Raw genomic sequence first — 14,397 nt, 5'->3', positions numbered from 1 at the left:
ACCATCCCCCCTCGCCCCGCCGGGCGCGCTGGTCTATGACACATCCCATGCCAAAGATCGATTCCCTCTTCGTCACCCGCCTCTACCGCGCCGCCCTGACCGAGTTCGGCGACGCCATTGAAACCTCCGAACTGGAGGCCGCGTGTTACTCCATCGCCGAGGATGACGAGGCCGGGCACGACTGGTGCGAAGCCAACGGCTATCCCGGCTACACAAGCTATGCCTCGCTGACCGACCTGCCCTGGCGCTTTCCGGTGTTTCAGGATCTGGTGACGACCCTCGACAAACACGTGGCCGCCTTCGCCGAGGATCTGGAATTCGATCTCGAGGGCCGCAAGCTGAAGCTCGAGGATATCTGGATCAACATCCTGCCCGAGGGTGGCAGCCACAGCTCTCACCTGCATCCGCATTCGGTGATCTCGGGCACCACCTATGTGGCGATGCCCGGCGGCGCCTCGGCGCTGAAGCTGGAGGATCCGCGCTCGGCCCGGATGATGGCCGCCCCCGCCCGCCGCAAGGATGCGCGCGAAGAGTTGCGGCAGTTCATCTATGTGGCGCCCACCGCCGGCGAAGTGCTGCTTTGGGAAAGCTGGCTGCGCCACGAGGTGCCGATGAACATGGCCGAAGAAGAGCGGATCTCGGTCAGCTTCAACTATAGCTGGGAGTGAGCGGCCAGCCGCCCCCCCCGCGCGACGTACGCACAAGCAAAAGCCCCCGCCGATCGCTCGGCGGGGGCTTTCGATTTCCGTTGACCGGAACTTACCAGTCTTCGCGCTGAACGATGCGGGTCTTCAGCGGCAGCTTCATCGCGGCCAGGCGCAGAGCCTCGCGCGCGACAGCCTCGGTCACGCCGTCGATCTCGAACATCACGCGGCCGGGCTTGACCTTGGCGGCCCAGTAATCGACCGAGCCCTTGCCCTTACCCATCCGGACTTCCGTGGGCTTCGACGACACGGGCGTGTCGGGGAAGATACGGATCCAGACACGGCCCTGACGCTTCATGTGCCGGGTCATCGCGCGGCGAGCCGCCTCGATCTGACGCGCGGTCACACGCTCGGGCTGGGTGGCCTTGAGACCGAAGGTGCCGAAGTTCAGGTCGAACCCGCCCTTGGCCTGCCCGCTGATGCGGCCTTTGTGCATCTTGCGGAATTTTGTACGCTTTGGTTGCAGCATCTCATCTACTCCTTAGCGCCGGCCGCCGGCGCCACGCGGCGCGGGACCTTCCTGAAGCTCCTGCTGGCGACGGTCACGGGCAGACGGGTCATGCTCCATGATCTCACCTTTGAAGATCCAGACTTTGATACCAATGATGCCATAGGGCGTTTCCGCCTCGTAGTTGGCATAGTCGATGTCGGCGCGCAGCGTGTGCAGCGGCACCCGGCCCTCGCGGTACCACTCGGTCCGCGCGATCTCGGCACCGCCCAGACGGCCGGCGACGTTCACACGAATACCCAGGGCCCCCATGCGCATGGCGTTCTGCACGGCGCGCTTCATGGCGCGGCGGAAGGAAACCCGGCGCTCCAGCTGCTGTGCGATGCTTTCGGCCACCAGCTGGGCGTCCAGCTCGGGCTTGCGCACCTCGACGATGTTCAGGTGCAGCTCGCTGTCGGTCATCGCCGCCAGCTTCTTGCGCAGGGTTTCGATATCGGCGCCTTTTTTGCCGATGATCACGCCCGGGCGCGCTGTGTGAATCGTCACCCGGCACTTCTTGTGCGGGCGCTCGATGATGATGCGGCTGACGCCGGCCTGCTTGCACTCTTCACGAATGAACTCACGCATCCGGAGATCCTCCAGCAGGAGGTTCCCGTAGTCCTTCGTGTCGGCGTACCAGCGGCTGTCCCAGGTGCGGTTGACCTGCAGGCGCATGCCGATCGGATTGACCTTATGACCCATTACGCTTGCTCCTCAACTTGACGCACCTTGATGGTGAGTTCCGAGAACGGCTTGACGATCTTGCCGAACCGCCCACGGGCCCGCGGGCGACCGCGCTTCATGGTCAGGTTCTTACCAACATAGGCCTCGGCCACGACCAGCTCGTCCACATCCAGATTGTGGTTGTTCTCGGCATTGGCGATGGCGGACTGAAGACATTTCTTCACGTCATCGGCGATCCGCTTTTTCGAGAAGGTCAGATCGGCCAGAGCCTTGTCCACCTTCTTGCCACGGATCATCTGCGCCACCAGGTTCAGCTTCTGCGGCGAGGTGCGAAGCATGCGGGTTTTCGCCATTGCCTCGTTCTCGGCCACGCGGCGGGCGTTCTTTTCCTTACCCATGACCGATTACCTCTTCTTCGCTTTTTTATCGGCCGCGTGGCCGTAATAGGTCCGCGTCGGCGCGTATTCACCGAATTTCTGGCCGATCATGTCTTCCGACACGTTGACCGGAATGTGCTTCTGGCCGTTGTAGACGCCAAACGTCAGGCCCACGAACTGGGGCAGGATCGTCGAGCGGCGCGACCAGATCTTGATAACTTCGTTGCGGCCGGATTCGCGGCTCTTCTCGGCTTTCTTCAGCACGTAAGAGTCGACGAAGGGGCCTTTCCAAACAGAACGCGACATGATTAGCGGCCCTTCTTCTTGGCGTGACGCGAGCGGATGATCAGCTTGCCCGACGCCTTGTTCCTATCACGGGTGCGGGCACCCTTGGTGGGCTTGCCCCAGGGCGTGACCGGATGACGGCCACCCGAGGTGCGGCCCTCACCACCACCATGCGGGTGATCAACCGGGTTCATGACCACACCACGCACCGACGGGCGGATGCCCTTGTGGCGGTTGCGGCCGGCCTTGCCGAGGTTCTGGTTGGAATTGTCGGGGTTCGACACGGCACCGACGGTGCACATGCATTCCTGACGCACCATCCGCAGCTCGCCCGAAGACAGGCGGATCTGGGCATAGCCACCGTCGCGGCCCACGAACTGGGCATAGGTGCCGGCGGCACGTGCGATCTGGCCGCCCTTGCCGGGCTTCATCTCGACGTTGTGCACGATCGTACCGATCGGCAGGCCGCTGAAGGGCATCGCGTTGCCCGGCTTCACATCAGCCTTGGCCGACGCGATCACCTGGTCGCCAACGCCAAGACGTTGCGGCGCCAGGATATAGGCCTGCTCGCCGTCGTCATATTTGATCAGCGCGATGAAGGCCGTCCGGTTCGGGTCATATTCGATCCGCTCGACGGTTGCGGCCACATCGAATTTCGTGCGCTTGAAATCCACGACGCGGTAAAGACGCTTCGCGCCACCGCCGCGGCGGCGCATTGTAATCCGTCCGGTGTTGTTCCGGCCGCCCTTCTTGGCCAAACCCTCGGTAAGGGATTTGACCGGACGTCCTTTCCAAAGCTCCGAACGGTCGATCAGAACCAGCCCACGCTGGCCTGGCGTCGTCGGCTTATACGACTTGAGTGCCATGCTTTCTGTCTTCCGTTAGCTTGGAGGCGTTATGCCCCGGTTAGAAACAACCTCGGCCCCGGAGAACCGGGGCCGAAGATTCGCAGCCTTCTATCAGAGGCCCGTAGAGACGTCGATAGTGTTACCCTCTTCCAGGGTGACATAGGCCTTCTTGACGTCCTTGCGCTTGCCCAGCATGCCGCGGAACCGCTTGGATTTGCCTTTGGTGATGGTCGTGTTCACGGCCTTCACCTTGACACCAAACAGGTTTTCGATGGCTTCCTTGATCTGCGGCTTGTTCGCCTCCATCGCCACTTCGAACACCACGGCGCCGTTTTCGGACGCCATCGTGGCCTTCTCGGTGATGACCGGCTTGCGGATCACGTCGTAATGTTCTGCCTTCGCGCTCATTTCAGTCGAGCCTCCAGTGCTTCGACACCCGCCTTCGTGAGCACCAGCGTGTCACGCTTCAGGATGTCATAAACATTCGCGCCGACCGACGGCAGCACATCGAGACCTTCGATGTTCCGCGCGGCCTTGGCGAAGTTTTCATTCACCTGCGCCCCGTCGATCACCAGCGCGCGCTTCCAGCCCAGGTTCTTCACCGCCTTGGCCAGCGCCGAGGTCTTGGCTTCGGCCAGATCGGCGGTGTCGATGATGACCAGCTCACCCGCAACCGCCTTGGCGGACAGCGCATGGCACAGGCCAAGCTTGCGGAACTTCTTGGTCAGCTCGTGGCCGTGGCTGCGCGGGGTCGGGCCCTTATAGATACCACCCTTGCGGAAGATCGGCGCGTTGCGGTCACCGTGGCGTGCGCCGCCGGTGCCCTTCTGGCGATAGATCTTCTTGGTCGAGTAGCTGGTCTCCGAGCGGGTCTTCACCTTGTGGGTGCCGGCCTGCGCGTTGTTGCGCTGCCAGCGGACCACACGGTGCAGGATGTCCGCACGCGGCTCCAGGCCGAAGATCTCGTCGCCGAGATCAACGGTGCCGGCATTGCCGCCGTCCAGATTGATCACCTCAAGTTTCATGCTTCGCCTCCTTCGGCGGGCGCTTCTTCAGCGGCGGCTTCAACCTTGGCCGATTTCAGAGCCGCCGGCAGAACCAGATTCTCGGGAACCGGCTTCTTGACAGCGTCCTTGATCGTGACCCAGCCCCCCTTGGAGCCGGGAACCGCGCCCTTGACCATGATCAGGCCACGGTCGGCGTCGGTCTTGACGACCTGAAGGTTCTGGGTGGTGACACGGGCAGCACCCATGTGACCGGCCATCTTCTTGCCCTTGAACACCCGGCCCGGATCCTGACACTGACCCGTCGAACCGTGCGAGCGGTGGCTGATCGACACACCGTGAGAAGCCCGCAGACCCCCGAAGTTGTGCCGCTTCATCGCACCGGCAAAGCCCTTACCGATCGAGGTGCCCGAAACGTCCACGAACTGACCCGCGAAATAATGGTCGGCGGTGATTTCCTCACCCACGCCGATCAGGTTTTCCGGGGCCACGCGGAATTCCGCGATCTTCCGCTTCGGCGCAACATTGGCCTTGGCGAAATGGCCGCGCATCGGGGCCGATGTCCGCTTGGCCTTGGCCGTGCCCGCGCCGAGCTGAACGGCGGTATAGCCATCCGTCTCGGCCGTGCGCTGTGCCACGACCTGCAGGTTGTCGAGTTGAAGGACGGTCACGGGAATCTGCTTCCCGTCCTCCATGAACAGCCGGGTCATCCCGACCTTCTTCGCGATTACACCAGAGCGCATCTCGGGATACCCTCCTTAAACCTTGATCTCGACGTCGACACCGGCGGCCAGGTCGAGCTTCATGAGCGCGTCCACGGTCTGCGGGGTCGGGTCGATGATGTCGAGAAGCCGCTTGTGCGTGCGGATTTCCCACTGATCACGGGATTTCTTGTCAACGTGGGGACCACGCAGAACCGTGAATTTTTCAATTTTGTTCGGCAGCGGGATCGGGCCACGAACCTGAGCGCCGGTGCGCTTGGCAGTGTTCACGATTTCCTGCGTGCTGGCATCCAGCACACGGTAATCGAAGGCCTTCAGCCGGATGCGAATGTTTTGCGACTGCATGTCGGTGCCTTTCGCGGCTTAGAGTTGATAGGTGGAGCGAGGGTCATTCCCCGCCCCACGTCGAACCCGGAGGTCTTGGTTTACTCGATGATCTTGGAAACGACGCCTGCGCCGACGGTGCGGCCGCCTTCGCGGATGGCGAAGCGCAGCTTCTCTTCCATCGCGATCGGCGCGATCAGCTCGACCTCGAACTTCAGGTTGTCGCCCGGCATCACCATCTCGGTGCCCTCGGGCAGCGTCACGGTGCCGGTCACATCCGTCGTCCGGAAGTAGAACTGCGGCCGGTAGTTCGCGAAGAACGGCGTGTGCCGGCCACCCTCTTCCTTGGTCAGGATATAGGCTTCGGCCTCGAACTTCGTGTGCGGCGTCACCGAACCCGGCTTGCACAGAACCTGCCCGCGCTCCACGCCCTCACGGTCGATGCCGCGCAGCAGCGCGCCGATGTTGTCGCCGGCCTCACCACGATCGAGCAGCTTGCGGAACATTTCCACGCCCGTGCAGGTCGTCTTCTTGGTGTCGGTGATGCCCACGATCTCAAGCTCGTCGCCCACGTTCACGACGCCCCGCTCGACCCGACCGGTCACAACCGTGCCGCGGCCGGAAATCGAGAACACGTCCTCGATCGGCATCAGGAACGGCTGGTCGACCGCGCGCTCGGGCGTCGGGATGTATTCGTCCACCGCCGCCAGAAGCTCGCGGATCGAGTTCTCGCCGATCTCGGGATCGCGGCCTTCCAGCGCCGCCAGCGCCGAGCCCTTGATCACCGGAATGTCGTCGCCCGGATAGTCGTAGGACGACAGCAGCTCGCGGATCTCCATCTCCACCAGCTCCAGAAGCTCCTCGTCATCCACCTGGTCGACCTTGTTCATGTAGACGACCATGTAGGGGATGCCCACCTGGCGCCCCAGCAGGATGTGCTCGCGCGTCTGCGGCATCGGGCCGTCCGCCGAGTTCACGACCAGGATCGCCCCGTCCATCTGCGCCGCACCGGTGATCATGTTCTTCACATAGTCGGCGTGCCCGGGGCAGTCCACATGCGCGTAGTGACGGGTTTCCGTCTCGTATTCCACATGCGCGGTCGAGATCGTGATCCCGCGCGCCTTCTCTTCCGGCGCGCCGTCGATCTGATCATAGGCCTTGAAATCACCGTAATACTTCGTGATCGCCGCCGTCAGCGTCGTCTTGCCGTGGTCAACATGCCCGATCGTGCCGATGTTAACGTGCGGTTTGGTACGCTCAAACTTTTCCTTAGCCATGATGGCCTCCTCTATTCTTCGGGTGGCGGGGAGCCCGCCCTACAGTTGGTGGGTAGGGCGGGGTTCACCCCGCCACCCGGTTAAGCGTATTTCGCCTGAATTTCGTCCGAGATGTTCTGCGGAACCGGCTCGTAATGGTCGAACTGCATCGAGAAGTTGGCCCGGCCCGAAGACATCGAGCGCAGGTTGTTGATGTAGCCGAACATGTTGGCCAGCGGCACGAAGGCATTGACGACATTGGCGTTGCCGCGTGTCTCCTGCCCCTGCACCTGGCCCCGACGCGAGGTCAGATCGCCGATGATGCCGCCGGTATATTCCTCCGGGGTCACCACTTCGACCTTCATGATCGGCTCCAGCAGCTTGGCCCCGGCCTTTTTCAGACCTTCGCGCATGGCAGCCCGTGCCGCGATCTCGAACGCCAGAACGCTGGAGTCCACATCGTGATAGGCACCGTCGATCAGCGCGACCTTGAAGTCGATCACCGGGAAGCCAGCCAGCGGGCCGGAATCCATGACCGACTTGATCCCCTTCTCGACGCCCGGAATGTATTCCTTCGGGACGTTGCCGCCGACAATCTTCGATTCGAACGAATAGCCTTCGCCCGGCTCGGTCGGCGAGATGACCATCTTGACGCGCGCGAACTGACCGGACCCACCCGACTGTTTCTTGTGGGTATAGTCGATCTCGGCCTCGTGACCGATCGTCTCGCGGTAGGCCACCTGCGGCGCACCGATGTTGGCCTCGACCTTGAATTCGCGCTTCAGGCGGTCGACCAGGATGTCCAGGTGAAGTTCGCCCATGCCCTTCATGATCGTCTGACCGGATTCCAGATCGGTTTCCACGCGGAACGAGGGATCCTCGGCGGCCAGACGGGCCAGACCCTGAGACATCTTCTCCTGGTCGGCTTTGGTCTTGGGCTCGACAGCGATCTCGATCACCGGATCGGGGAAGGTCATGGTTTCCAGAACCACCGGATCGTTGACCGCGCACAGCGTGTCACCCGTGGTGGTGTCCTTCAGACCGGCCAGCGCGATGATGTCGCCGGCGAATGCCTCTTCGATCTCCTCGCGGTTGATCGAATGCATCATCATCATCCGGCCCACACGCTCTTTCTTGCCCTTGGTGGAGTTGAGCATGGTGTCGCCCTTCTTCAGCTGACCCGAATAGATCCGGGTGAACGTCAGGGAGCCGACGAACGGGTCGTTCATGATTTTGAACGCAAGGCCCGAAAACGCCATGTCATCATCCGCACGGCGGGGGATGTTGCGGGTCTCTTCTTCGTCGCCGGGCTTGAAGCCCATGTAGTCGACAACGTCCAGCGGGCTGGGCAGGTAATCGACAACAGCGTTCAGCAGCGGCTGAACACCCTTGTTCTTGAACGCCGAACCGCACAGAACCGGAACGAAGGTCATCGACAGGGTGCCCTTGCGGATCAGCTTGCGCAGGGTCGCCACGTCGGGCTCGTCGCCCTCGAGATAGGCTTCCATGGCATCGTCATCCATCTCGACGGCCATCTCGATCATCTCGCTGCGCATCTCGGCGGCCTTGTCGGCCAGCTCGGCGCGGATCGGGCGCAGTTCCCACGAAGCACCAAGGTCTTCGCCGGCCCAGACCCATTCCTTCATGGTCACCAGATCGACGATCCCCTCAAGCTCGGTCTCGGCGCCGATCGGCAGCTGGATCGGGCAGGGGCGCGCACCGGTGCGGTCTGCGATCATGTGAACGCAGTTGAAGAAATCGGCACCGATCTTGTCCATCTTGTTGACGAACACGATGCGCGGAACCTTGTACCGGTCGGCCTGGCGCCAGACGGTTTCGGTCTGGGGCTCGACGCCGGCGTTGGCGTCCAGAACCGCGACCGCACCGTCGAGCACGGCCAGCGAACGCTCGACTTCGATGGTGAAGTCCACGTGGCCGGGGGTGTCGATGATGTTCAGGCGATGCTTGGGCGTGTCGGGCGTCTTGCCGTCCTCGGTGCGTTCCCAGAACGTGGTCGTCGCAGCCGAGGTGATGGTGATGCCGCGTTCCTGCTCCTGCTCCATCCAGTCCATGGTGGCGGCGCCATCATGCACCTCACCGATGTTGTGCGATTTGCCGGTGTAGAACAGGATACGCTCCGAGCAGGTGGTCTTGCCTGCATCGATATGCGCCATGATACCGAAGTTGCGGTACCGTTCGAGGGGATATTCACGTGCCATTGGTTCGGTCCTAGGCCTGAAATGTTACCAGCGGTAATGGCTGAACGCTTTGTTCGCGTCGGCCATCTTGTGGGTGTCTTCGCGTTTCTTCACGGCGGAGCCACGGCTTTGAACGGCGTCGATCAGCTCTCCGGCCAGACGCTCTTCCATCGTGTTCTCGTTCCGCGCGCGGGAGGCCTTGATCAGCCAGCGGATCGCCAGCGCCTCGCGGCGCTCGGGGCGCACCTCAACGGGCACCTGATAGGTGGCACCGCCGACACGACGCGAACGCACCTCGACAGAGGGCTTCACGTTATCAAGCGCTTCCTGAAACACTTCGATCGGCGAGCGCTTCAGCTTGGTCTCAACCCGCTCCATCGCGCTGTACACGATACGCTCGGCGGCCGATTTCTTGCCGTCGATCATCAGGTTGTTCATGAATTTGGTCAGAACCCGATCGCCATATTTGGCGTCGGGCAGGACTTCGCGCTTTTCGGCAGCGTGACGACGGGACATACCAGTCTCTCCTTACTTCGGACGCTTGGCGCCGTATTTCGAACGACGCTGCTTACGGTCTTTGACGCCCTGGGTATCCAGCACACCACGCAGAATGTGGTAGCGAACACCCGGAAGGTCTTTTACCCGGCCGCCACGGATCAGGACCACAGAGTGTTCCTGAAGGTTGTGGCTTTCGCCCGGGATGTAACTGATGACCTCGAAACCATTGGTCAGGCGCACCTTGGCAACCTTCCGCATGGCCGAGTTCGGCTTCTTCGGTGTAGTCGTGTAAACGCGTGTGCAGACACCACGCTTCTGCGGACAAGCCTGCAGATGCATGGATTTCTGGCGCTTAACTTTCGGCTGCCGCGGCTTGCGGATCAGCTGTTGGATCGTCGGCATACCGGTTCCCCGTATTGCAACCATTCAAATTCGAAGCGCGCCCTGATTCGACAAAACGCGCAAATACCGCTGCGTCCCCTCGTTCGCGGGAACGACGCGGTGGAATTCCAGAGGATCGGGGCCTTGGGGCCCGGATCTTGACCACTTCAGTTCTGATTTCAGACCGCACGGGGCTTTCCCGACGGTCCGAGTGGGCGCGGTATATGGAGAGTCGGAAGCCTTGTCAACAGCGCTCAAGGATTGATTCACGCCATCGGCCGCCGGCGGGCGCGCCCCGCAAAACACAGCGGGCGCCCGAAGGCGCCCGTTGCAGATTTCAGCGCTGGCCGAGGGCCGGCCGGGGCTTACTCGTTCCGGCTTTCGGGCGTGTCCACCAGGCCGTAATCGTCGCCCCCCATCATGTCGTCGATCGGCGCGGCAAGGGCCGCGGCGGCCTCCGCCTCTGCCTGACGGGCGTCGAGCACCTTCTGGTCCCGCTCGGCGGCGATGCGGCGCACGCGCTGCGTGGCCCCGCCCGTACCGGCCGGGATCAGGCGGCCCACGATGACGTTCTCCTTCAGGCCGACCAGCTTGTCGCGCTTGCCCTGCACCGAGGCTTCGGTGAGCACGCGGGTGGTTTCCTGGAACGACGCGGCCGAGATGAACGACCGGGTCTGCAGCGACGCCTTGGTGATACCCAGCAGGATCGGCTGACCCTGCGCCGGGCGGCCACCCTTCGAGATCGCCTTGGCGTTGGCCTCGTCGAACTCTGCCTTGTCCACGTTCTCGCCTTTCAGAAGCGTGGTATCGCCGCTTTCCTGGATCTCCCATTTCTGCAGCATCTGGCGCACGATCACTTCGATATGCTTGTCGTTGATCTTCACGCCCTGCAGACGATACACATCCTGCACCTCGTCGATCATGTAATCAGCCAGGGCCTCGACCCCCATGATCGCCAGAATGTCATGCGGCGCCGGGTTGCCGTCCATGATGTAATCGCCCTTCTGAACGAAGTCACCTTCCTGAACCGGAATGTGCTTGCCCTTGGGCACCATGTATTCGACGGGCTCCATCGTGTCGTCACTGGGCTCGATCGTGATCCGGCGCTTGTTCTTGTAGTCGCGGCCAAAGCGCACGTAACCATCGATCTCGGCGATGATCGCGTGATCCTTGGGGCGCCGCGCCTCGAAGAGTTCGGCCACACGCGGCAGACCACCGGTGATGTCCTTCGTCTTCGCACCTTCGCGCGGGATACGCGCGACCACGTCACCGGCCTTGATCTCCTGCCCGTCCTCGACCGACAGAATAGCGTCCACCGACATCGGATAGGTCACCGGGTTGCCCGCGTCATTGCGCACAGGCTCTCCGCTGGCCGGATCCACGATGATGATCTCCGGCTTCAGATCGTTGCCCTTGGGCGCCGAGCGCCAGTCCGACACGATCTTCTGGGTCATGCCGGTGGCATCGTCAGTGTCTTCGCGCACCGAAATGCCCGAGACCAGATCGACGAATTTCGCCACACCGGCCTTCTCGGCGATGATCGGCAGGGTGTAAGGATCCCATTCGAACAGCTTGTCGCCGCGCGCGATCGTGGCGCCGTCGGCCACATGAACCTTGGTGCCATAGCCCAGCTTGTGGCTGGCCCGCTCGACGCCGTTCTCGTCCATCAGCGCCAGCACCATGTTCCGCCCCATGACGATATTCTCGCCCGCCGCATTCGCCAGCAGGTTGGCGTTGCGGAACTCCACCTTGCCGGCATGGCTGGCTTCCTGGAACGATTGCTGGCCACCCTGGGCGATACCGCCGATGTGGAAGGTCCGCATCGTCAGCTGGGTGCCGGGCTCGCCGATCGACTGCGCCGCGATGATGCCCACGGCCTCGCCGGTGTTCACCATAGTACCGCGTGCAAGGTCACGGCCATAGCACATGGCGCAGACGCCCTCTTCGGCCTCGCAGGTCAGCGGCGAACGTATCCGCACGCTGGCGACACCGGCCTTTTCGATGGCATCGGCCTTGCGCTCGTCGATCAGTTCGTTGCGCGACACGATCACCTCGTCGGTGGCCGGGCGCAGAACATCCTCGGCCGAGACGCGGCCCAGCAGACGTTCGCCCAGCGAGGAAACGACCTCGCCGTCGTTCACGGCCGCTTCGGCGGTGATCGCCAGATCGGTGCCGCAATCGCGCTGACGCACGATGCAATCCTGCGCCACGTCCACCAGACGCCGGGTCAGATAGCCCGAGTTCGCGGTCTTAAGCGCGGTATCGGCCAGACCCTTCCGGGCGCCGTGGGTCGAGTTGAAGTATTCAAGAACGGTCAGACCTTCCTTGAAGTTCGAGATGATCGGCGTTTCGATGATCTCGCCCGAGGGCTTGGCCATCAGGCCGCGCATGCCGCCCAGCTGTTTCATCTGGGCAGGCGAACCCCGCGCACCGGAGTGCGACATCATGTAGACAGAGTTCGGCTCTTTCTCGGCGCCCGCGTCATCGAAGCGCATCGCCGAGATTTCCGTCATCATCGCCGCGGCGACCTCGTCCGAGCATTTCGACCAGGCATCGACAACCTTGTTGTACTTCTCGCCCTGGGTAATCAGGCCGTCCATGTACTGCTGTTCGAATTCCTTGACCTGATCGCGCACGCCGTTGACGATATCCCACTTGCTGTCGGGGATCAGCATGTCATCCTTGCCAAAGCTGATGCCGGCCTTGAACGCCTCGCGGAAGCCCATGGTCATGATCTGGTCGCAGAAGATAACCGACTCCTTCTGGCCGCAATAGCGATAGACGGTGTCGATGACCTGCTGCACCTCTTTCTTGCGCAGCAGACGGTTCACCAGATCGAACGGCGCCTTGGCGTTCAGCGGCAGCAGCGCGCCAAGCCGTACCCGGCCCGGCGTGGTTTCGAACCGCTTGAAAACCTCGTTGCCCTCATCGTCGATCTGCTTGATCCGCGCCTGGATCTTGGAGTGCAGATGCACCTCGCCGGCATTCAGGGCATGCTCGATCTCTTCGACCGAACCGAAGACCATGCCTTCGCCCTTCATGCCCTTGCGTTCCAGCGTGATGTAATAGAGGCCCAGGATCATATCCTGCGACGGCACGATGATCGGCGCGCCGTTGGCGGGCGACAGCACGTTGTTGGTCGACATCATCAGCACACGCGCTTCCAGCTGGGCCTCGAGGCTCAGCGGCACGTGAACAGCCATCTGGTCGCCGTCGAAGTCGGCGTTGAACGCCGAGCACACCAGCGGGTGAAGCTGGATCGCCTTGCCTTCGATCAGCGTGGGCTCGAACGCCTGAATGCCAAGCCGGTGCAGCGTGGGCGCCCGGTTCAGCATGACCGGGTGCTCGCGGATCACCTCGTCGAGGATATCCCACACCTCGGGGCGCTCTTTTTCCACCAGCTTCTTGGCCTGCTTGACGGTGCTCGAAAGCCCCTTCGCCTCAAGCCGGCTGTAGATGAACGGCTTGAACAGCTCCAGCGCCATCTTCTTGGGCAACCCGCACTGATGCAGCTTCAGCTCCGGCCCGGTCACGATCACCGAACGGCCCGAGAAGTCGACCCGTTTCCCCAAAAGGTTCTGGCGGAACCGGCCCTGCTTGCCCTTCAGCATGTCCGAAAGCGATTTCAGCGGGCGCTTGTTGGCCCCCGTGATCACCCGGCCCCGGCGGCCGTTGTCGAACAGCGCATCGACCGATTCCTGCAGCATCCGCTTTTCGTTGCGCACGATGATATCGGGCGCGCGCAGCTCGATCAGCCGCTTCAGGCGGTTGTTCCGGTTGATCACCCGGCGATACAGATCGTTCAGATCCGAGGTGGCGAACCGGCCACCGTCCAGCGGCACCAGCGGGCGCAGCTCGGGCGGGATCACCGGCACGACGGTCAGGATCATCCATTCCGGGCGGTTGCCGGATTCCAGGAAGCTTTCAACCACCTTCAGGCGCTTGATGATCTTCTTGGGCTTCAGCTCGCCGGTGGCTTCCTTCAGTTCTTCGCGCAGACGGTCGGCCTCGGCCTCCAGATCAATCTGGCTCAGCATCTCGCGGATGGCCTCGGCGCCGATGCCGGCGGTGAACGCGTCCATGCCGAACGCGTCCTGCGCGTCCATGAACTCTTCCTCGGTCATCATCTGGCCATAGGTCAGATCGGTCAGGCCGGGCTCGATCACCACGTAGTTCTCGAAATACAGCACCCGCTCCAGGTCGCGCAGCGTCATGTCCAGCATCAGGCCGATGCGGCTGGGCAGCGATTTCAGGAACCAGATATGGGCGACGGGGGCGGCCAGCTCGATATGGCCCATCCGCTCACGGCGCACCTTCTGCAGCGTCACCTCGACACCGCATTTCTCGCAGACGACGCCGCGATATTTCATGCGCTTGTACTTGCCGCACAGGCATTCGTAATCCTTGATCGGGCCAAAGATACGCGCGCAGAACAGGCCGTCACGCTCAGGCTTGAACGTGCGGTAGTTGATCGTCTCAGGCTTCTTGATCTCGCCATAAGACCAGCTGAGGATACGCTCCGGCGAGGCCAGAGAGACCTTGATCTCGTCGAATTGCTTCGGCGGGGTCAGCGGGTTGAACGGGTTTGTCGTCAGTTCCTGGTTCATGATCGTTCCTTCTCCTGAACGG

At 62.4% G+C, this 14,397-nt stretch carries 15 protein-coding genes; 1 reads left to right on the top strand and 14 read right to left on the bottom strand.

Features of this window, described 5'->3' with window-relative positions; translation table 11 throughout:
• The first annotated feature begins 47 nt into the window (after positions 1–47).
• Positions 48–668 carry a TIGR02466 family protein gene (locus TQ29_RS01965; protein WP_054540283.1) on the top strand — a complete coding sequence of 207 codons (621 nt, stop codon included), beginning with the start codon at positions 48–50 and terminating at the stop codon, positions 666–668.
• Between the two features lie 91 nt (positions 669–759).
• On the opposite strand, the gene rplP is transcribed toward TQ29_RS01965, so the two are convergent.
• The 14 genes from rplP to rpoC form a co-directional block, all read right to left on the bottom strand.
• Entirely contained in the window at positions 760–1,173 is a 414-nt protein-coding gene (rplP, locus tag TQ29_RS01960) for a 50S ribosomal protein L16 (protein WP_037209291.1), read from the bottom strand.
• Positions 1,174–1,185: 12 nt separating this feature from the next.
• Positions 1,186–1,893: a 30S ribosomal protein S3 gene (gene rpsC / locus TQ29_RS01955; protein ID WP_037209289.1), complete on the bottom strand. Its 708-nt coding sequence runs from the start codon at positions 1,891–1,893 to the stop codon at positions 1,186–1,188.
• On the bottom strand, positions 1,893–2,273 hold the full coding sequence (gene rplV, locus TQ29_RS01950; RefSeq protein WP_054537807.1) for a 50S ribosomal protein L22: 381 nt from the start codon (positions 2,271–2,273) through the stop codon (positions 1,893–1,895). The genes rpsC and rplV overlap by 1 nt, the downstream gene beginning before the upstream one ends.
• Before the next feature lie 6 nt (positions 2,274–2,279).
• Positions 2,280–2,558 (bottom strand): 30S ribosomal protein S19, encoded by a 279-nt coding sequence (rpsS, locus tag TQ29_RS01945; protein WP_037209286.1) that lies wholly within the window; start codon positions 2,556–2,558, stop codon positions 2,280–2,282.
• A gap of 2 nt (positions 2,559–2,560) precedes the next feature.
• Positions 2,561–3,403 (bottom strand): 50S ribosomal protein L2, encoded by an 843-nt coding sequence (rplB, locus tag TQ29_RS01940; RefSeq protein ID WP_054537806.1) that lies wholly within the window; start codon positions 3,401–3,403, stop codon positions 2,561–2,563.
• A 93-nt stretch (positions 3,404–3,496) separates the two neighbouring features.
• Complete coding sequence (locus TQ29_RS01935) at positions 3,497–3,793, bottom strand: 50S ribosomal protein L23 (RefSeq protein WP_054537805.1); 297 nt, start codon at positions 3,791–3,793, stop codon at positions 3,497–3,499.
• A complete protein-coding gene (rplD, locus tag TQ29_RS01930; RefSeq protein WP_054537804.1) occupies positions 3,790–4,410 on the bottom strand; it encodes a 50S ribosomal protein L4 in 621 nt (206 codons plus the stop codon). Before rplD ends, TQ29_RS01935 begins: the two co-directional genes overlap by 4 nt.
• Positions 4,407–5,132, bottom strand: coding sequence for a 50S ribosomal protein L3 (gene rplC / locus TQ29_RS01925; RefSeq protein WP_037209278.1), 726 nt, complete (start codon positions 5,130–5,132; stop codon positions 4,407–4,409). Before rplC ends, rplD begins: the two co-directional genes overlap by 4 nt.
• A gap of 15 nt (positions 5,133–5,147) precedes the next feature.
• Positions 5,148–5,456, bottom strand: coding sequence for a 30S ribosomal protein S10 (gene rpsJ / locus TQ29_RS01920; protein WP_037209276.1), 309 nt, complete (start codon positions 5,454–5,456; stop codon positions 5,148–5,150).
• A gap of 80 nt (positions 5,457–5,536) precedes the next feature.
• The gene (gene tuf, locus TQ29_RS01915; RefSeq protein WP_054537798.1) at positions 5,537–6,712 is read right to left on the bottom strand and encodes an elongation factor Tu; all 1,176 of its coding nucleotides are present in this window, start codon (positions 6,710–6,712) and stop codon (positions 5,537–5,539) included.
• Positions 6,713–6,792: 80 nt separating this feature from the next.
• Positions 6,793–8,910, bottom strand: coding sequence for an elongation factor G (gene fusA / locus TQ29_RS01910; protein WP_054537803.1), 2,118 nt, complete (start codon positions 8,908–8,910; stop codon positions 6,793–6,795).
• 24 nt (positions 8,911–8,934) lie between these two features.
• A complete protein-coding gene (gene rpsG / locus TQ29_RS01905; protein WP_037210829.1) occupies positions 8,935–9,405 on the bottom strand; it encodes a 30S ribosomal protein S7 in 471 nt (156 codons plus the stop codon).
• 12 nt (positions 9,406–9,417) lie between these two features.
• Positions 9,418–9,789: a 30S ribosomal protein S12 gene (gene rpsL / locus TQ29_RS01900; protein ID WP_035253348.1), complete on the bottom strand. Its 372-nt coding sequence runs from the start codon at positions 9,787–9,789 to the stop codon at positions 9,418–9,420.
• Positions 9,790–10,133: 344 nt separating this feature from the next.
• On the bottom strand, positions 10,134–14,375 hold the full coding sequence (gene rpoC, locus TQ29_RS01895; protein ID WP_054537802.1) for a DNA-directed RNA polymerase subunit beta': 4,242 nt from the start codon (positions 14,373–14,375) through the stop codon (positions 10,134–10,136).
• Between the last annotated feature and the right edge of the window lie 22 nt (positions 14,376–14,397).

It is taken from the genome of Actibacterium sp. EMB200-NS6, from assembly GCF_001305615.1.
In the GTDB taxonomy this organism is placed as follows: domain Bacteria; phylum Pseudomonadota; class Alphaproteobacteria; order Rhodobacterales; family Rhodobacteraceae; genus Actibacterium_A; species Actibacterium_A naphthalenivorans.
Note: the sequence above shows the minus strand (reverse complement) of the source record. Positions and strands in the feature narration are given on the sequence as shown.